Consider the following 17,398-nt stretch of genomic DNA (forward strand, 5'->3'; position numbering starts at 1 on the left):
AAAGCGCTGCGAGGGCATTTATGGGGCATTTTTGGGCAGTTTTCTGTGCTGAGGGAGCTTGCCACCCGCGGGCTTGAGCAGGCCGTGTTGTATTTTTTACGGGGGTGTTGTGTAAAAAAATGAACAAGGCTAAGCTCCGATCAAACCCATAACAGCAATAATACCGGGGTGCTTCATGTCTCGCCTGCCGTTAATCGGCATCACCGACTGCTCGCAACAGTCCGGTCTGCATGCTCATCACATCAGTGGCGAAAAATCCGTCCGTAGCGCAGCCAGCATGGCTGAACCGTTGCCGACGATGTTCCCGTCCATGGTCGCTCAAGCGCAAGCGTCCGATATTCTGGACGTACGGGACAGCATCCTGTTTATGGCGTCCCCTTCCAATATAGATCGCTTTCACTCCCAAAGCCTGTGTCGCGTGCCCAGCCGTGCTCATGATTCTGCACGCCTCGTCTGTGCACAGGAAATGCAACGCCAGCGTAAAGGGCAGGTAAGCTCCTCTTTCATTGTCTATGCGCGGTGCCAGGCGTAAGCCGGTACTGCGCGAGCAAGCCCCCTTTAACGCGACGCTCAAAGCGTCAAACTTTGCCTGACATCCTGTCAGGAGACTCAGCCCAGAGGCATTTATGAGTAACAACCTCGACCAGCTCACCGATTGGTTGAAAGACCACAAGATCACAGAAGTCGAATGCATGATCGCCGACTTGACCGGTATCACCCGGGGCAAGATTTCGCCGACCAACAAGTTCATCGCCGAAAAAGGCATGCGCCTGCCAGAAAGCGTGCTGTTGCAGACCGTAACCGGCGACTACGTCGAAGACGACATCTATTACGAACTGCTCGACCCGGCCGACATCGACATGATCTGCCGCCCCGACCAGAACGCCGTGTACCTGGTGCCGTGGGCCATCGAGCCGACCGCCCAGGTAATCCACGACACCTACGACAAGCAGGGCAACCCGATCGAGCTGTCGCCGCGCAACGTTCTCAAGAAAGTTCTGAAGCTCTATGCCGACAAGGGCTGGCAGCCGATCGTCGCGCCGGAAATGGAGTTCTACCTGACCAAGCGCAGCGACGACCCTGACTATCCGTTGCAGCCTCCGATTGGCCGCTCGGGCCGTCCGGAAATCGGGCGTCAGTCGTTCTCCATTGAAGCGGCGAACGAATTCGATCCGCTGTTCGAAGACGTCTACGACTGGTGCGAACTGCAGGAGCTGGACCTCGACACGCTGATCCACGAAGACGGCACGGCGCAGATGGAAATCAACTTCCGTCACGGCGACGCGCTGTCGCTGGCCGACCAGATTCTGGTGTTCAAACGCACCATGCGCGAAGCCGCACTCAAGCACGACGTGGCCGCGACTTTCATGGCCAAGCCAATGACCGGCGAGCCGGGCAGCGCGATGCACTTGCACCAAAGCATCATCGACATCGAAACCGGCAAGAACGTCTTCTCCAATGAAGACGGAACCATGAGCCAGTTGTTCCTGCACCACATCGGTGGCCTGCAGAAACTGATCCCGGAATTGCTGCCGCTGTTCGCACCCAACGTCAACTCGTTCCGCCGCTTCCTGCCAGATACCTCGGCACCGGTGAACGTCGAGTGGGGCGAAGAGAACCGCACCGTTGGCCTGCGCGTACCGGATGCCGGCCCGCAGAACCGCCGTGTGGAAAACCGCTTGCCGGGCGCCGACGCCAACCCGTACCTGGCGATTGCCGCGAGCCTGCTCTGCGGCTACATCGGCATGATCGAAGGCCTGAACCCGAGCGCGCCGGTAGTGGGGCGAGGCTATGAGCGCCGCAACCTGCGCTTGCCACTGACCATCGAAGACGCGCTGGAACGTATGGAAAACAGCGCGACCATCGAGAAGTACCTGGGCAAAACCTTCATCACTGGCTACGTCGCGGTAAAACGGGCCGAGCATGAAAACTTCAAGCGCGTGATCAGTTCCTGGGAGCGTGAGTACCTGCTCTTCGCCGTCTGATACGCCGGGCGCGGCTGGCAGCAGCCGCGCCTTCACCGATAACAAGGAGAATTGGCATGACCAGCAACAACCCGCAAACCCGCGAGTGGCAAGCACTCAGCAATGATCACCACCTGGCCCCGTTCAGTGACTTCAAACAACTGAAAGAGAAGGGCCCGCGGATCATTACCAACGCCAAGGGCGTTTACCTGTGGGACAGCGAAGGCAACAAGATTCTCGACGGCATGGCTGGTCTGTGGTGCGTGGCTATCGGTTATGGTCGTGATGAGCTGGCCGATGCCGCCGCCAAACAAATGCGCGAACTGCCGTACTACAACCTGTTCTTCCAGACCGCGCACCCGCCAGCGCTGGAACTGGCCAAGGCAATCGCCGACGTGGCGCCGGAAGGCATGAGCCATGTGTTCTTCACCGGTTCCGGCTCCGAAGGCAACGACACCATGCTGCGTATGGTTCGCCACTACTGGGCGATCAAGGGCCAGCCGAACAAGAAAGTCATCATCAGCCGCAAGAACGGTTATCACGGTTCGACCGTAGCCGGCGCGAGCCTCGGTGGCATGACGTATATGCACGAACAAGGCGACTTGCCGATCCCGGGCATCGTTCATATCGCGCAGCCGTACTGGTTCGCCGAGGGTGGCGACATGTCCCCGGAAGAGTTCGGTATCTGGGCGGCCAACCAGCTGGAAGAGAAGATTCTCGAAGTCGGCGTCGACAACGTCGGTGCCTTTATTGCCGAGCCGATCCAGGGCGCCGGCGGCGTGATCATTCCGCCCGATACCTACTGGCCGCGCATCAAGGAAATCCTCGCCAAGTACGACATCCTCTTCGTCGCCGACGAAGTGATTTGTGGTTTCGGCCGTACCGGTGAGTGGTTCGGTAGCGATTTCTACGACCTTGCGCCCGACATGATGACCATCGCCAAAGGCCTGACTTCCGGCTACATCCCGATGGGTGGCCTGATCGTTCGCGACTCCGTTGTGGCGGTGCTCAACGAAGGCGGCGATTTCAACCACGGCTTTACTTACTCCGGTCACCCGGTGGCAGCAGCAGTGGGCCTGGAAAACATCCGCATCCTGCGCGACGAAAAAATTATCGAGAACGCGCACAACGAAACGGCACCGTATTTGCAGAAACGTCTGCGGGAACTGAACGATCACCCGTTGGTGGGTGAAGTTCGCGGAGTCGGTCTGTTGGGCGCGATCGAGCTGGTGCAGGACAAGGCCACGCGCAAGCGTTATGAAGGCAAGGGCGTCGGCATGATCTGCCGCCAGTTCTGCTTCGACAACGGCCTGATCATGCGCGCTGTGGGCGACACCATGATCATCGCGCCGCCGCTGGTGATCAGCAAAGCCGAGATCGATGAGCTGGTGACCAAGGCACGCAAGTGTCTGGACCTGACCCTCAGTGCGTTGCAGGGCTAAGTGCTAGGCTTTGAGCGGGGGAGCCGTGGCGCTCGCGCTCAAAGCTGTCAGAAAGGCTGGTCTTTTCTTGAAAGACCGCCTCGGATCTTGCCAGACTAACCGCGGTTCCAGTTGTCCGGGTTCGGCCGCTGAACAAAGTGGTTCAAAAAAGAAAAATTTGGAGCATTAACGCATGAAGGCATTAGGCAAAAAGCTCGCTGGCAAGACTCTGCTCGCCATGTCCCTGATGGGAGTCATGGCGGCTGCGGCTCAGGCGGACGACAAGGTGTTGCACGTCTACAACTGGTCCGACTACATCGCCCCGGACACTGTGGCCAACTTCGAAAAAGCCACCGGGATCAAAGTCGTCTATGACGTCTTCGACAGCAACGAAACCCTGGAAGCCAAGCTGCTGGCCGGCAAGTCCGGTTACGACATTGTGGTGCCTTCCAATAACTTCCTCGCCAAGCAGATCAAGGCCGGTGTTTACCAGGAGCTGGACAAGTCCAAGCTGCCAAACTGGAAGAACCTCGACGAAGACCTGCTCAAGGCTGTTGGCGATGCCAGCGACCAAGGCAACAAGCACGCGTTCCCGTACATGTGGGGCTCGATCGGCATCGGCTACAACCCGGCCAAGGTCAAGGCAGCGCTGGGCATCGACAAGATCGATTCCTGGGACGTGGTGTTCAAGCCTGAAAACATCGAGAAGCTCAAAAGCTGCGGCGTAAGCTTCCTCGACGCACCGACCGAAATGATTCCGGCGGCGTTGCACTATCTGGGCAAGCCGACCAACAGCAAGGACAAGGCTGACCTGAAAGCCGCCGAAGACTTGTTCCTGAAGATTCGTCCTTCGGTTGCCTACTTCCACTCCTCCAAGTACATCTCCGACCTGGCCAACGGCAACATCTGCGTCGCCGTCGGTTACTCGGGTGACCTGGAACAATCCAAGACCCGCGCCCAGGAAGCCGGAGACAAGGTCAAGCTGGCCTACACCATTCCAAAAGAAGGTGCTGGCACGTTCTACGACATGGTCGCCATTCCCAAGGATGCCGAAAACGTCGAAGCCGCCTACAAGTTCATGAACTACCTGCTTGAGCCACAAGTGATGGCCGGCATCACCAACGCCGTGCGTTTCCCGAACGGCAACAAAGCTGCCACGCCACTGGTGGACAAGGACATCACCAGCGATCCGAGCATCTACCCGTCGGCTGAAGTGAAGAAACAGCTCTATGCGATCAGCGATCTGGACGCAGCGACCCTGCGCCTGATCACTCGCAGCTGGACCAAGATCAAATCCGGTAAATAAGCCGGTTTGACGCAACAACCGCTGGCCGTCGTCCCCGCGAGGGCGGCCAGCGGATTAATTAAATGACAGGAAGTTTTGCAGGAACGGTTTTTCGAGGGTAAGTTGCGCGCCGGTTTTGTTGCCGGGCAGCCATGGCTGTCATGCAGCGCGGGGCAACTTGGGCCCAACTAATTTAGAGGACCTCCACTTGCCTATTTTTTCTTCTTTGCGCAAAGCCCTGCTGGCCACTGCCGGCCTGACGATCGCTGTCGGAGCCCAGGCCGCCGGTACGGTGCATATTTATAACTGGTCCGATTACATCGGCGAGACCACGCTGGCCGATTTCCAGAAAGAAACCGGGATCAAACCGGTCTACGACGTCTTCGATTCCAACGAAACCCTGGAAGGCAAGCTACTGGCCGGGCGTACCGGTTACGACGTGGTCGTGCCGTCGAACCACTTCCTCGGCAAGCAGATCAAGGCGGGGGCGTTCCAGAAGCTTGACCGTGCGCAACTGCCGAACTACGCCAATCTCGACCCGGCGCTGCTCAAGCGTCTGGAGCAGAACGATCCGGGCAACCTGTACGCCGTGCCGTACCTGTGGGGCACCAACGGCATTGGTTACAACGTCGATAAAGTGAAGGCTGTACTGGGTGTCGACAAGATCGATTCGTGGGGCGTTTTGTTCGAGCCTGAGAACATCAAGAAGCTGCAAAGCTGCGGCGTGGCATTCCTCGATTCGGCGGATGAAATGATGCCGACCGTGCTCAACTATCTGGGCCTGAATGCCAACAGCACCAATCCGAAGGACTACGAAAAAGCCACCGACAAATTGCTCGCGGTGCGTCCTTACGTGACCTACTTCCACTCGTCGAAATACATCGGTGATCTGGCCAACGGCGACATCTGTGTGGCCATCGGTTTCTCCGGCGATATCTTCCAGGCGAAGAACCGCGCAGCCGAAGCCAAGAAGGGCGTGAACATCGCCTACACGGTGCCGAAAGAGGGTGGCGCATTGTGGTTCGACATGCTGGCAATCCCCAAGGATTCGTCGAACGTGAAGCAGGCCCATGCCTTCATCAACTATCTGCTGAAACCTGAGGTGATCGCTCAGGTCAGTGATTACGTCGGTTACGCCAACCCCAACCCGGGTTCGGACAAGTTGATGGAGCAATCCATCCGCACCGATGCGTCGGTGTATCCACCGCAGGCCGTTATCGACAAGGCCTACGTATCGACCGAGTTGCCACCGAACATTCAGCGTCTGATGACCCGCAGCTGGACCAAGGTCAAGTCGGGGATGTAAGGCACACACTATCCTGGGTTCGCCTTGCGGGGCGAACTGCATTGTTTTTTTCTGGGAGTTTCGTAAATGGCAGTTGCCTCCGGCGCCTATAAGAAAGCCCTCGAGGGCGACCAGACACCGAAACAGGTGTTGGTCAAAATCGACCGGGTCACGAAGAAGTTCGACGAGACGATTGCCGTGGACGATGTGTCCCTGGAAATCAAGAAGGGCGAGATCTTCGCCTTGCTCGGCGGCTCGGGATCGGGCAAATCCACTCTGCTGCGGATGCTGGCAGGGTTCGAACGGCCCACGGAGGGGCGCATTTTCCTCGACGGCGTCGACATCACCGACATGCCGCCGTACGAACGTTCGATCAACATGATGTTCCAGTCGTACGCTCTCTTCCCGCACATGACCGTGGCGCAGAACATCGCCTTCGGCTTGCAGCAGGACAAGATTCCCAAGGCCGAGGTCGATGCCCGTGTGGCCGAGATGCTCAAGCTGGTGCAGATGAGCCAGTACGCCAAGCGCAAGCCGCATCAATTGTCGGGCGGTCAGCGTCAGCGTGTGGCGCTGGCACGTTCGCTGGCCAAGCGACCGAAGTTGCTGCTGCTCGATGAGCCGATGGGCGCATTGGACAAGAAACTGCGTTCGCAGATGCAGCTGGAACTGGTGGAAATCATCGAGCGCGTCGGCGTGACCTGCGTGATGGTGACCCACGACCAGGAAGAGGCCATGACCATGGCCGAGCGCATCGCGATCATGCACCTGGGCTGGATCGCCCAGATCGGCAGCCCGATCGACATCTACGAAACCCCGACCAGCCGTCTGGTCTGCGAATTCATCGGTAACGTCAACATCTTCGAAGGTGAAGTGATCGACGACGCCGAAGGCCACGCGACCATCACCTGTAAGGATCTCGATCGGCAGATCTACGTCGGCCACGGCATCAGCACCTCGGTGCAGGACAAGTCCGTGACCTACGCGATCCGCCCGGAGAAGCTGCTGGTCACCGCCGACCAGCCGACCTGCGAGTACAACTGGTCCAGCGGCAAGGTGCACGACATCGCCTACCTCGGCGGGCACTCGGTGTTCTACGTTGAATTGCCGAGCGGCAAACTGGTGCAGTCGTTTGTGGCCAACGCTGAACGTCGCGGCGCGCGTCCGACCTGGGGTGATCAGGTCTACGTGTGGTGGGAAGACGACAGCGGCGTGGTACTTCGCTCATGAACATGCGCAAATTCAAACGTCGCATCAACCGAATAATCCCCAATGGCCGGCAACTGGTCATCGGGGTTCCGTTCATCTGGCTGTTTCTGTTCTTCATGTTGCCGTTCTTCATCGTCCTGAAGATCAGCTTCGCCGAAGCCGACGTGGCCATCCCGCCGTACACCGAGATCTACACGTACGCCGAGCAGAAGCTGCAACTGCTGCTGAACCTGGGCAACTACGCGATGCTGGCGGGCGACGAGTTGTACATCGCCGCTTACCTCGGCTCGTTGAAGATGGCGTTCATCAGCACCGTCCTCTGTCTGCTGATCGGCTACCCGATGGCCTACGCCATCGCCACCGCCCGTAAAGAAATGCAAACGGTGTTGGTATTGCTGATCATGATGCCGACCTGGACCGCGATCCTGATCCGCGTTTACGCGTGGATGGGCATCCTCAGCAACAACGGTTTGCTCAATGGTTTCCTGATGAGCATGGGGCTCATCGACGAGCCGCTGCAAATCCTCAACACCAACCTGGCGGTGTACATCGGTGTTGTTTATTCGTACCTGCCGTTCATGATCCTGCCGCTGTACGCCAACCTGGTGAAGCACGACAACAGTCTGCTCGAAGCGGCTTCGGACCTCGGCTCGAGTACTTTCAACAGCTTCTGGAAGATCACTATTCCGCTGTCCAAGAACGGCATCATTGCCGGCTGCATGCTGGTGTTTATCCCCGTGGTCGGTGAGTTCGTGATCCCGGAACTGCTTGGCGGTCCGGAAACCCTGATGATCGGCAAGGTGCTGTGGCAAGAGTTCTTCAACAACCGTGACTGGCCGGTGGCGTCCGCGCTGGCGGTGGTGATGCTGGCGATCCTGATTGTGCCGATCATCCTGTTCAACCGCAGTCAGGCCAAAGAAATGGAGGGCAAAGAATGAAGCGCATCCGTTTCTCCAGCCTGATGCTGGTCATCGGTCTGTTGTTCATCTACCTGCCGATGCTGATCCTGGTGATCTACTCCTTCAACGCCTCGAAACTGGTGACGGTGTGGGGCGGCTGGTCGATCAAGTGGTACGTCGGCCTGCTCGACAACACGCAACTGATGGGCTCGGTGTTGCGCTCGCTGGAAATCGCCTGCTACACCGCGGTCGCCGCGGTGGCGCTGGGTACGCTGGCAGCGTTCGTGCTGACCCGTATCACCCGCTTCAAGGGCCGCACGCTGTTCGGCGGTCTGGTCACAGCGCCGTTGGTGATGCCGGAAGTGATCACCGGTCTGTCGCTGTTGCTGCTGTTCGTGGCCATGGCGCAGATGATCGGCTGGCCGCAGGAACGTGGCATCGTCACCATCTGGATCGCCCACACCACGTTCTGCGCGGCGTATGTGGCGGTGGTGGTGTCGGCGCGTCTGCGTGAGCTGGACCTGTCGATCGAAGAAGCGGCCATGGACCTCGGTGCACGGCCGTGGAAGGTGTTCTTCCTGATCACCATCCCGATGATCGCGCCGTCGCTGGCGGCGGGCGGCATGATGTCGTTCGCGCTGTCGCTGGATGATCTGGTGCTGGCGAGCTTCGTCTCCGGTCCGGGGTCGACAACCCTGCCGATGGAAGTGTTCTCGGCAGTGCGTCTGGGCGTGAAGCCTGAGATCAACGCGGTGGCCAGTCTGATTCTGCTGGCGGTGTCGATCGTGACCTTCATGGTCTGGTTCTTCAGCCGCCGTGCCGAAGAAGCGCGCAAGAAAGCCATCCAGCAAGCCATCGAAGAAAGCGCAGCCGATTCGTGGAAGCAGCCGGACGTGCGTCGCGCCCCGGCGCCGGAAGCGGCGTAAGCAATATCGGGTTGGCCTTAACCTAGAGGCCAACCCAAATTCAAATGTAGGAGTGAGCGTGCTCGCGATAGCGGTGTATCGGCCAGGAAGTTTTCAGCTGACACACCGCTATCGCGAGCAGGCTCACTCCTACAATGGGATTTATGCCGTCCAGGGAGATTGGCGGATGACTTCAACAAAGTTCATCGGCTTGAACCCCGGCTGCTGATCCTTCAGGACATCAGTCTTCACATTGCCAAACGTCGTCTGCGGACGATGCCGCAAGCCATCGGCAAACGCGCAGATAATGCACTCCTTGAAACCGTCCCCACGCGGGTGCGCATGCACCACCGCTTCGCGCTGCACAGTGCTGAACGCTGCGTAATCCATCCCCAGTACATCCATTTCCACACCAGCGGTGACCAGCGCTACGGTCGGGCGCAGATGCTTCGGCACGCCCGGCGTGGTGTGCAGGGCAATCGACAGCCACACCTGTTCGATGTCGTCATCGCTCAACCCGTACGGTTTGAGAAACGCCGCCGCTGCGTTGGCACCGTCCACTTCGAAGCGCTCATCATCACTGCGGTGACCTTCGACCAGACCGAGGTCATGGAACATTGCGCCGACGTACAGCAGCTCCGGGTTGTAGGCCAGTTGCTGGCGCTCGCCGCTCAACGCGCCGAACAGAAAGACCCGGTGCGAGTGGTGGTAGAGCAGGTCGGATTCGATGTCGCGGATGTATTCGGTGGTGGCCCGGGCGAGGGCGCTGTCAGGGATTTTGATGCCGGCGATGGTTGTGGTCATGGCAAGTTTCCTCACTGAAACGCCGTTGTGGCGCTGATGGGGAAAGTCTGTTCCTGGCGCTGGAAGCGGACAATCGATGCATGGCTGCGATCCTTGCCAATCCACCTGCAAATCGTGCCAACTCGGGTCAGACCCAAAGGAGCTTTGCCGCCATGACCAAAACCGTCGCCATCGTCGTGTTCCCCGGCGTGCAGTCGCTGGACGTCAGCGGCCCGATGGATGTGTTCGCCGAGGCTAATCGCTTCCTGGCACCCGAGAATCACTATCGGCTCGAAGTAATCGGCGTCGTGCACGGGCCGATGGCCTGCTCCAACGGTTTGACCCTGAATGCCCATCGGCATTTCAGCGAAGCACTCGACGCCTACGATCTGCTGCTGGTCGCCGGTGGGCCGCAATTACCCTTCATGGATTTCGGCGCGACGTTCGACGGTTGGCTGCGTGAGGCCTGTGCACGGGCGCAGCGCTTCGGTTCGATCTGCAACGGCGCGTTCATGCTGGCCCGGGCCGGTTTGCTGGACGGGCGCACCGTCACCACGCACTGGAACGACGCCGTCGCGTTGGCGCAGTTGTGTCCGACGACGCAGGTCGAAGCGGATCGCTTGTATGTCGAGGACGGCACGCTCTACACCTCGGCCGGGGTCACGGCGGGGATTGATCTGTCGCTGTACCTGCTGGCGCGGGATCATGGCGCTGAAGTGGCGCTGAGCGTGGCCAAGCGTCTGGTGGTGTTCACCCAGCGTTCCGGTGGGCAATCGCAGTTCAGCCCGTTCCTCACACCGCACGCGGAACCGACATCGGCGGTGGCGCTGGTGCAGTTGTATGTGCTGGCCAATCTGACGGGCGATCTGACGATTGCCGATCTGGCCAATGCGGCGAACATGAGTGCGCGCAATTTCTCGCGGGTGTTTGCCCGGGAAGCCAAAGTCACCCCGGCGGAGTTCGTCGAGCGGGCGCGGGTGGATGCGGCGCGGGTGATGCTGGAAAGCACGGCGGCGCCGTTGAAGACGGTGGCGTATCAGTGCGGGTTTCGGGATGCGCAGCATATGCGCGGGGTGTTCAACCGGCGGTTGGGGGTTACGCCGCAGCAGTTTCGGCTGAATTTTGCGGTGCTGCTTTAACCCTCACCCCAGCCCTCCCGAAACGTCGGACCGCCCATAGGGAGAGGGGGGCCGATTGGGGGATATTGGCGAGATACGCCGACCTGAGCGAGCGGTTGTGAATCCATAATCGACACCGTTCTTTCAGGTCGATGTATGACAAAAGACACCTCGGTCAGTCCCCTCTCCCCCCGGGAGAGGGTTAGGGTGAGGGGCTTTTAAGGCGCTGCCCGCGCCGGCAACAGCTTCAAGGTACTGCGCGTATTCGCCGTCACCTCTTCGGCATTGAAATGCGCCTGCACATAAATCCCGTCGACATACGCCTCAGCCTGATCGTCATAGTGGCTGTCGAACGGCACACCGCTCTGCCCGACCGGGTTGATCGTCAGGCCGTGTGCAGGATCGGCAAAATCCACCAAGCGCCGCGTCGACGGCCCATAAGTCACCGGCCAAGGCGCAGGCCCGATCTTCGCCGACAGGTTGTTCGGCACTTCATGACTGCCCGGCGCCGCAAACGGCCCGACATTGAAAATCCGCTCCAACGGCTTCTGCTGTCCCAACGGATGGCCGTGAGTCAGCGTGTGCGCAGTGCCCCATTTCCACTCGGCAGAGTTATCGCCGAGGGTCAGCTTCAGGTGCTGCATGCTCGCCTGCCACGCCGCGCGCACGACATCGGCGCGGGTCTCCTTGTTCGGCGTGTTGCGGTTATCCCACCACGGTGAATCGGCGTTCGCCGCCAGCTTCGGCAGCGCCGCATCGATCACTCGCGTCGCCAGCAGCGTGTCGAAAAAATCATTGCCCAACTCATCACGCATCGCTGCATCGGCTAGGTCGTAGAGGAACTGGTTGAACACAGTCGCATTGACTGAGTCCAGCGGATAGTCGCCCGGCCACTGCGCCAGTTGCTCGACCAGTTTCAGTTGCGCCGGATCGCTCACCACCTCACGCAGCACCGGCAGCAATGGCGCCAGCAAGCGCGGGCCGTAGCCGGTGGCGGTGCCCAGTTGCAGTTTCTGATTGGCCTCGTTGGTCCACTTCACGCTCTTGTCGCTGAGCTGGCGATTGAGTTGCTGGCCGCGATCGGCGAGGTTGTAGTAACCGGGAATCTCCATGCCGGTCGGCGACAGCGGCTGGAAGTTAGCCGAGACGATATAGCCGCGCGCCGGGTTCTCTTCCTGCGGGTTGGCGCTGAACGGGTAGAAACCGTCCTTGTCGGCCTGATTGCCGCTGCCGTCGAGAATGAATTCCGGCCGCACCCCGGCCGGACGCTTGGGCAGCAGTGCCGAGGCCCACCAGGCGATATCGCCCTTGGCGTTGGCGTAAACCAGGTTCAGCCCCGGTGCCTGCACTTTCGCGGCAGCGGTGCGGGCCTTGGCCAGGGTGTCGGCGCGGTTGAGCTGGTAGAAGCCTTCGAGGATCGGGTTCGGCGTTTCGAGGAAGGCCCACCACATGGCGATCGGCGTTTTGCCGGCAGCGGTGCCGAGGGCATCATTGACGATCGGGCCGTGGGACGATTGGCGCAGGGTGAGGGTGACCGGCGGCTGGCCCTTTACATTGATCTGCTGTTGGGTGACGACCATGTCGGTCCACTGGCCGCGATACCAGACCTGATTCGGGTTATCCGGATTGACCTTCTCGGCGATCAGGTCCAGATCGTCGTTCTGGAACATGGTCAGGCTCCAGCCGAAATCCAGGTTGTGTCCCAGAAACGCGAACGGCACCAGCGCCTGATGATGGCCGTAAAGCTCGAAGCCCGGCGCCGACAAATGCGCCTCGTACCACACCGACGGCACCGAAAAGCGAATGTGCGGATCACCCGCCAGCAGTGGCTTGCCACTCTGGCTGCGGCTGCCGGCGATGACCCAGGCGTTGCTGCCTTCGAACTGCGGCAGGCCTTGGTCGATCAGCGCCTGTTCGCTGAGGCGGGCGAGGGCGTTGAGGTCTTTCCAGTCGCCGGCGGCGAGGACCGGCGCAGGTTTGGCGTGACCGTTGGCCAGCACACCGTTTGGTTGCCAGTCGAGATCGAAGACCTTGAGGTAATCAGCGCCGAGTTGATCGCGCACATAGGTCAGCAACGGCTCGGTGCGAAACGCCGCCGCAAAGCTGTAGGCCATATAGCCGGCGACGCTGATGCTGTCTTCTGCCGTGAACGGTCGTTTGGGGATGCCCAGCACGTCAAACTCGATCGGTGCGGCGTGGGTGTCCTGATATTGGTTAATACCATCCAGATAGGCTTGTAGGCCCTTCCACGCCGGTGACTGTTTATCGAGACTGGCGACGTAACTGGCCGCGCGTTCGCGGATGCGCAGGCTGCGGAAGAGTTTGTCGGTGTCGAGCAGTTTCGGCCCGAGCACTTCGGCCAGTTCGCCGCGAGCGAGGCGGCGCATGGCTTCCATCTGGAACAGGCGATCCTGGGCATGCACATAGCCGAGGGCGCGGTAGAGGTCGGTTTCGTTCTCGGCGCGCAGGTGTGGCACGCCCCGCTCGTCATAGCGCACGATCACCGAACCTTGCAGGTTGCGCAGTTCAACCTGGCCCTGGCGTGTGGGTTGTTTGCTGTAGACATACCAGCCGACGCCGGCAAGCAGAACAACGATGAGCAAGCCAAGTACGGTGAACACGCGCTTCATGGTGACTCCTTGTGCATGCGGGAATGCCGCCCGTCGGGCTGCAAACAATTAGCACAGACCTTCTGTGCCGTGCAGCGCTGTCCTTGAAAAGTCCGGAATGCCTTACGGCGTTTCCACCGGCCACGTGCAATAACAACCGACCGCCAGGGTGTGCGTGGCATTGACCGGGCGATCCTCCGTCAGGGCATTCAAAATCGGTTCGATAAAGCTGTTGCTGGAATTGCAGGTCAGGCCTTCACTGTACGGGCCGAAGTACGCCAGTTTGCCGCTGCGATCCCAGATCGCCACGGCCGGGCTGGCCGGAACCTGTTCGGAGCCGGGCAATATCGTGATGGTTTTCAGACTGCTGAGGGTCGCGGGCAACTGACCGTGGCTGCCGGTTTTCTGCACGGCGAAGAACTCCACGCCTTTGGCGCCAAACCGCTCGACCATCTCGGTCAGGTGCTGTTGATTGCCGACGTTGCACGGGCAGGCCGGGTCCCAGAAGTGCACCAGACGAATCTTGCCGGGGCCGGCGAGACTGTCCGGCAGGCGCAGCGGATCACCGGAAAACACCGCCGTGTGTTCGCTGAACGCGCGCAGATAACGCCCCTGAAACCAGTCGTACGCCGCCCACAATACCCCGGCGCAAATCAACGCGAGCAGGCTGGCAAACAGTGCGGTGCGGTAGGGCGAACGCATGGTTTTCGTTCCAGAAGAGGTGGGCTAGCTTGCCATGCTTGCTCCGACAGATGAATATCGCAGGCCGATAAAGTCTGTTTACCGCTTTGGAATTTCCGCATGCCTGCCACTTTCGACTCCGATCAAATCCGCGCCAGCCTCAAGCCTTTGGCCGAGTGGCAGCCGTTGTCGGACGAGGCCAAGGCCTACCAGCGCTTCTACCAGACCGACTTTCCCCATCGCGATGTCTGGCGTGGCATGGGCCGTTTCGAGGTCGATGGCTATGAAGTGGTCAGCCATTGCTGGTGGCCGGAGAAGGTCAAGGCGACGCTGTTTTTGCTGCACGGTTACTACGATCACACCGGGCTGTATCGGCATGTGATCGAGTGGGCGCTGGATCAAGACTTTGCGGTAATCGCCTGTGATTTGCCGGGGCATGGTCTGTCGAGCGGGCCGCGTGCGAGCATCCGCGATTTCTCTGAATACCAGGACGTCCTGCAAGCGTTGTTCGCCGAGGCGCAGTCGATCGCGTTGCCGCAGCCGTGGCACTTGTGCGGGCAAAGCACCGGCGGGGCGATTGTGGTTGATCACCTGCTCAACCATGGCGAAAACAGCCCGGCGCAAGGCCAGGTGATTTTGCTGGCGCCGCTGGTGCGTCCAAGGGCATGGGGCTGGTCGCAATTCAGTTATTACCTGCTCCGGCCTTTCGTTCGGGGGGTCACGCGACGCTTTAGCGAGAATTCCAATGACCCGGATTTCCTGCCGTTTCTCCAGGCCGATCCGTTGCAGCCACGGCGCTTGCCGACCAAATGGGTGGGCGCGCTGTCACGCTGGATCATCCGCGTCGAGCACGCGAAAAAAAGTCCGCGACGGCCGCTGATCATTCAGGGACAGGCGGACATGACGGTGGACTGGCAGCACAATTTGCAGGTGATGAAGTGGAAGTTCGACCGGCCGCAGATCCTGTTGCTGGCCGAGGCGCGGCATCATCTGGCGAATGAAACGGCGGAGATGCGGGAAGAGTATTTCGAGTTTCTGAGCAAGCGCATCAGGGGCCGGAATCTCTAGCGCCTGTTAGGGCCCCTTCGCGAGCAAGCTCGCTCCCACAGGGGGGCAGGATGCTCACAAATTTTGTGTCCGCTGAAGATCCAATGTGGGAGTGAGCTTGCTCGCGAAGGCGGTTTGTCAGGCAACAAGGATCATTGCCCGACCGCCAACCCCGCGCGAATCGCCGCCAACGCTGCCTGGTAATAAGCCTTGCCCTCAGTCGATTCGGCAAATGTCGCAAACTCCTCCAGCTCTTCATCCGACAAGTCGCGATACACGTAGAGCAGCGTGTTGTTCATGTCCGCGCCAATCTGATCCATCAAACGCTGGCGCTGACCATTGAGCATGCCCTGCGCCTGACCGCCACCGAGCAATCCCGGGATCATCGAACTCAAACTGTCCGCCGCCACGCCGGCAATCGCCAGGCTCACTTCGGCGCCGGCCTCACGCGCCGGCAAGGCCTGAGCGAGGTGGCCAATGATCAGCAGACGGCTGTCGCTGGCCTGCATCTTCGGCAAGCCCTTGGCATTTTTCGCCAGTTGATCGCGACGGGTGGCGAGCAATTCAGCCGCGACAATTTTCTTGCCCAGCGGCGATTGAAAGAAAGTCAGGGCCGGTTTTGGATCAGCGAGCTTTTGCCGCAGTTGCGCCTCGGCGCGTTGATCCACAGCTTGCGGGGCGAAGCGCTGGTTGCTGTTGTTCACCAGTGCCTGAAACACGGCGGGCGGCAGGCTGTTCTGGTAGCGCTGCTGCGCGGCGGTCAGGGCGTCATTGAAATGCGCACGTTGATCTGGCCAGCCGGCGACCTTGTACAACTGATCGTGGCCGTCCGCCCAGGCGGGCAAAACGCAGAACATCAACAGTGAAAAAAGCAAACGGCGCATAGGGACTCCTGTCAGCAGCGGACTATTCTCCGTGCGGTGCCGGTACTTGTCGAGAATTCGTAGCAAGCCGCCGCGTGGCTCTGTCGGATTTCTTGCCGCCGACATACTATGCGCGCCATGCAAATATCCTCTGAACACCCACTGCTGTTACGCATCGTCGACGACCTGGCCGACCACGGCTGGTCGCAGCAGAACATATTCCTGCCCGCCGGTTTGACCCGTGAGCTGGCAGCCGAGTGCCGTAAACGTGAGGCCGAAGGTGAACTGGCGCCGGCGGCGGTGGGGCGTGGGCCGTTTTCGGAGATACGCGAGGGGATTCGTGGCGACCACATTCAGTGGATCGACCCCGGCCAGGCCGAGGCCAGCGACCGTTATCTGAACTTGATGGAAAGCCTGCGTGAGGCGCTTAACCGTGGCCTGTTTCTCGGGCTTGAGGATTTTGAATGCCATTTCGCGCTGTATCCGCCGGGCGCGTTCTATCGCAGGCATGTCGACCGTTTTCGCGACGATGACAAGCGCATGGTGTCAGTGGTGGTCTACCTCAATGATGCCTGGCTGCCGGAGGATGGCGGTCAATTGCGAATGTACCTGAGCGATGAGCGCGTGCAAGACGTGCAGCCTACCGGCGGTTGCCTGGTGGTGTTCCTTTCCGGTGAAGTGCCTCATGAAGTGCTGCCGGCGAACCGCGAGCGCCTGTCGCTGACCGGCTGGTTCCGCCGCCGTGGCAACGAGCCGTTCTGAGATGGAAAAGATTCTGGTCAGCCGCTGCCTGTTGGGCCATCGCGTGCGTTACGACGGTGGCGCGAGCGGGCCGTTCGATCTGCTCGAACAGTGGATTGTTGAAGGGCGTGTGGTGCCGTTGTGTCCTGAGGTCGCTGGCGGATTGCCGACGCCACGGGCGGCGGCGGAGATTCCGGGCGGGCAGGGTGGTGAAGTGCTGGATGGCATTGCCTCGGTCATGACCACCGAAGGCGAGGATGTCAGTGCGCAGTTTCTGGATGGCGCGTGGCAGGCGCTGGAGCTGGTGCAGAAGCACGGCATTCGCGTAGCAGTATTGAAAGCCAACAGTCCCTCCTGCGGGAATTTGCTGACGTATGACGGGACGTTCAGTGGCGTCAAAGTCAATGGAGAGGGCGTGACGGCTGCGCTGCTCAAGCGCCATGGTGTGCAGGTGTTCAGTGAGCTTGAATTGCCTGAGGCGGCGGTGGCTCTGGCGGCTTTGGGCTGATCCGGAATCGTTGCCCTCACCCCAGCCCTCTCCCGGAGGGAGAGGGGGCCGACCGAGGTGTCTGGCGCTGTCCATCGACC

Annotated in this window: 16 protein-coding genes; 12 read left to right on the plus strand and 4 right to left on the minus strand. The window is 60.2% G+C overall.

Features of this window, described 5'->3' with window-relative positions:
- Window positions 1-175 precede the first annotated feature (175 nt).
- The 8 genes from AC0ZWN_RS17075 to AC0ZWN_RS17110 all read left to right on the plus strand — a co-directional run bounded on the left by AC0ZWN_RS17075 (window position 176) and on the right by AC0ZWN_RS17110 (window position 8,989).
- The gene (locus tag AC0ZWN_RS17075) at window positions 176-532 is read left to right on the plus strand and encodes a gamma-glutamyl-gamma-aminobutyrate hydrolase family protein (RefSeq protein WP_139213374.1); all 357 of its coding nucleotides are present in this window, start codon (window positions 176-178) and stop codon (window positions 530-532) included.
- 94 nt (window positions 533-626) lie between these two features.
- Window positions 627-1,985 carry a glutamine synthetase family protein gene (locus tag AC0ZWN_RS17080; protein WP_099757459.1) on the plus strand — a complete coding sequence of 453 codons (1,359 nt, stop codon included), beginning with the start codon at window positions 627-629 and terminating at the stop codon, window positions 1,983-1,985.
- Window positions 1,986-2,041: 56 nt separating this feature from the next.
- Window positions 2,042-3,406 carry an aspartate aminotransferase family protein gene (locus AC0ZWN_RS17085; RefSeq protein WP_476335832.1) on the plus strand — a complete coding sequence of 455 codons (1,365 nt, stop codon included), beginning with the start codon at window positions 2,042-2,044 and terminating at the stop codon, window positions 3,404-3,406.
- Window positions 3,407-3,578: 172 nt separating this feature from the next.
- A complete protein-coding gene (locus AC0ZWN_RS17090) occupies window positions 3,579-4,691 on the plus strand; it encodes a polyamine ABC transporter substrate-binding protein (RefSeq protein ID WP_007913851.1) in 1,113 nt (370 codons plus the stop codon).
- Between the two features lie 187 nt (window positions 4,692-4,878).
- Window positions 4,879-5,976, plus strand: coding sequence for a polyamine ABC transporter substrate-binding protein (locus AC0ZWN_RS17095; RefSeq protein ID WP_095125825.1), 1,098 nt, complete (start codon window positions 4,879-4,881; stop codon window positions 5,974-5,976).
- Window positions 5,977-6,042: 66 nt separating this feature from the next.
- The gene (locus AC0ZWN_RS17100; protein WP_476335833.1) at window positions 6,043-7,185 is read left to right on the plus strand and encodes an ABC transporter ATP-binding protein; all 1,143 of its coding nucleotides are present in this window, start codon (window positions 6,043-6,045) and stop codon (window positions 7,183-7,185) included.
- Window positions 7,186-7,220: 35 nt separating this feature from the next.
- Window positions 7,221-8,102, plus strand: a complete 882-nt coding sequence (locus AC0ZWN_RS17105; protein WP_476335863.1) for an ABC transporter permease subunit — start codon at window positions 7,221-7,223, stop codon at window positions 8,100-8,102.
- The gene (locus AC0ZWN_RS17110; protein WP_034151963.1) at window positions 8,099-8,989 is read left to right on the plus strand and encodes an ABC transporter permease subunit; all 891 of its coding nucleotides are present in this window, start codon (window positions 8,099-8,101) and stop codon (window positions 8,987-8,989) included. The genes AC0ZWN_RS17105 and AC0ZWN_RS17110 overlap by 4 nt, the downstream gene beginning before the upstream one ends.
- A 141-nt stretch (window positions 8,990-9,130) precedes the next feature.
- Here AC0ZWN_RS17110 and AC0ZWN_RS17115 read toward each other — a convergent pair whose 3' ends face one another.
- Window positions 9,131-9,772, minus strand: a complete 642-nt coding sequence (locus tag AC0ZWN_RS17115) for an HD domain-containing protein (protein WP_476335836.1) — start codon at window positions 9,770-9,772, stop codon at window positions 9,131-9,133.
- A gap of 152 nt (window positions 9,773-9,924) precedes the next feature.
- On the opposite strand from AC0ZWN_RS17115, the gene AC0ZWN_RS17120 reads away from it, so the two are divergent.
- A complete protein-coding gene (locus AC0ZWN_RS17120; protein WP_476335837.1) occupies window positions 9,925-10,890 on the plus strand; it encodes a GlxA family transcriptional regulator in 966 nt (321 codons plus the stop codon).
- A 197-nt stretch (window positions 10,891-11,087) separates the two neighbouring features.
- Here the strand turns inward: AC0ZWN_RS17120 and AC0ZWN_RS17125 are convergent, their stop codons facing one another.
- Window positions 11,088-13,499 (minus strand): penicillin acylase family protein, encoded by a 2,412-nt coding sequence (locus tag AC0ZWN_RS17125; protein ID WP_476335838.1) that lies wholly within the window; start codon window positions 13,497-13,499, stop codon window positions 11,088-11,090.
- A 102-nt stretch (window positions 13,500-13,601) separates the two neighbouring features.
- On the minus strand, window positions 13,602-14,180 hold the full coding sequence (locus tag AC0ZWN_RS17130) for a DUF6436 domain-containing protein (protein WP_476335839.1): 579 nt from the start codon (window positions 14,178-14,180) through the stop codon (window positions 13,602-13,604).
- 99 nt (window positions 14,181-14,279) lie between these two features.
- Here AC0ZWN_RS17130 and bipL point away from each other — a divergent pair, with 99 nt between their 5' ends.
- Window positions 14,280-15,227 carry a phospholipase BipL gene (gene bipL, locus AC0ZWN_RS17135; protein ID WP_476335841.1) on the plus strand — a complete coding sequence of 316 codons (948 nt, stop codon included), beginning with the start codon at window positions 14,280-14,282 and terminating at the stop codon, window positions 15,225-15,227.
- 131 nt (window positions 15,228-15,358) lie between these two features.
- On the opposite strand, the gene AC0ZWN_RS17140 is transcribed toward bipL, so the two are convergent.
- The gene (locus AC0ZWN_RS17140) at window positions 15,359-16,090 is read right to left on the minus strand and encodes a DUF2059 domain-containing protein (protein WP_007913867.1); all 732 of its coding nucleotides are present in this window, start codon (window positions 16,088-16,090) and stop codon (window positions 15,359-15,361) included.
- Window positions 16,091-16,198: 108 nt separating this feature from the next.
- Here AC0ZWN_RS17140 and AC0ZWN_RS17145 point away from each other — a divergent pair, with 108 nt between their 5' ends.
- The gene (locus tag AC0ZWN_RS17145; RefSeq protein WP_476335843.1) at window positions 16,199-16,831 is read left to right on the plus strand and encodes a 2OG-Fe(II) oxygenase; all 633 of its coding nucleotides are present in this window, start codon (window positions 16,199-16,201) and stop codon (window positions 16,829-16,831) included.
- A 1-nt stretch (window position 16,832) separates the two neighbouring features.
- Entirely contained in the window at window positions 16,833-17,318 is a 486-nt protein-coding gene (locus AC0ZWN_RS17150) for a 2-thiouracil desulfurase family protein (protein ID WP_476335845.1), read from the plus strand.
- The last annotated feature ends 80 nt before the right edge of the window (window positions 17,319-17,398 follow it).

It is taken from the genome of Pseudomonas sp. 3B-A001-10F (genome assembly GCF_056313565.1).

What these genes read in the sequence shown, in the direction of transcription:
- AC0ZWN_RS17075 (WP_139213374.1), top strand. Translation starts at nt 176, where the DNA reads ATGTCTCGCCTGCCGTTAATCGGCATCACCGACTGCTCGCAACAGTCC.
- AC0ZWN_RS17080 (WP_099757459.1), top strand. Translation starts at nt 627, where the DNA reads ATGAGTAACAACCTCGACCAGCTCACCGATTGGTTGAAAGACCACAAG.
- AC0ZWN_RS17085 (WP_476335832.1), top strand. Translation starts at nt 2,042, where the DNA reads ATGACCAGCAACAACCCGCAAACCCGCGAGTGGCAAGCACTCAGCAAT.
- AC0ZWN_RS17090 (WP_007913851.1), top strand. Translation starts at nt 3,579, where the DNA reads ATGAAGGCATTAGGCAAAAAGCTCGCTGGCAAGACTCTGCTCGCCATG.
- AC0ZWN_RS17100 (WP_476335833.1), top strand. Translation starts at nt 6,043, where the DNA reads ATGGCAGTTGCCTCCGGCGCCTATAAGAAAGCCCTCGAGGGCGACCAG.
- AC0ZWN_RS17110 (WP_034151963.1), top strand. Translation starts at nt 8,099, where the DNA reads ATGAAGCGCATCCGTTTCTCCAGCCTGATGCTGGTCATCGGTCTGTTG.
- AC0ZWN_RS17115 (WP_476335836.1), bottom strand. Translation starts at nt 9,772, where the DNA reads ATGACCACAACCATCGCCGGCATCAAAATCCCTGACAGCGCCCTCGCC.
- AC0ZWN_RS17120 (WP_476335837.1), top strand. Translation starts at nt 9,925, where the DNA reads ATGACCAAAACCGTCGCCATCGTCGTGTTCCCCGGCGTGCAGTCGCTG.
- AC0ZWN_RS17125 (WP_476335838.1), bottom strand. Translation starts at nt 13,499, where the DNA reads ATGAAGCGCGTGTTCACCGTACTTGGCTTGCTCATCGTTGTTCTGCTT.
- AC0ZWN_RS17130 (WP_476335839.1), bottom strand. Translation starts at nt 14,180, where the DNA reads ATGCGTTCGCCCTACCGCACCGCACTGTTTGCCAGCCTGCTCGCGTTG.
- bipL (WP_476335841.1), top strand. Translation starts at nt 14,280, where the DNA reads ATGCCTGCCACTTTCGACTCCGATCAAATCCGCGCCAGCCTCAAGCCT.
- AC0ZWN_RS17140 (WP_007913867.1), bottom strand. Translation starts at nt 16,090, where the DNA reads ATGCGCCGTTTGCTTTTTTCACTGTTGATGTTCTGCGTTTTGCCCGCC.
- AC0ZWN_RS17145 (WP_476335843.1), top strand. Translation starts at nt 16,199, where the DNA reads ATGCGCGCCATGCAAATATCCTCTGAACACCCACTGCTGTTACGCATC.
- AC0ZWN_RS17150 (WP_476335845.1), top strand. Translation starts at nt 16,833, where the DNA reads ATGGAAAAGATTCTGGTCAGCCGCTGCCTGTTGGGCCATCGCGTGCGT.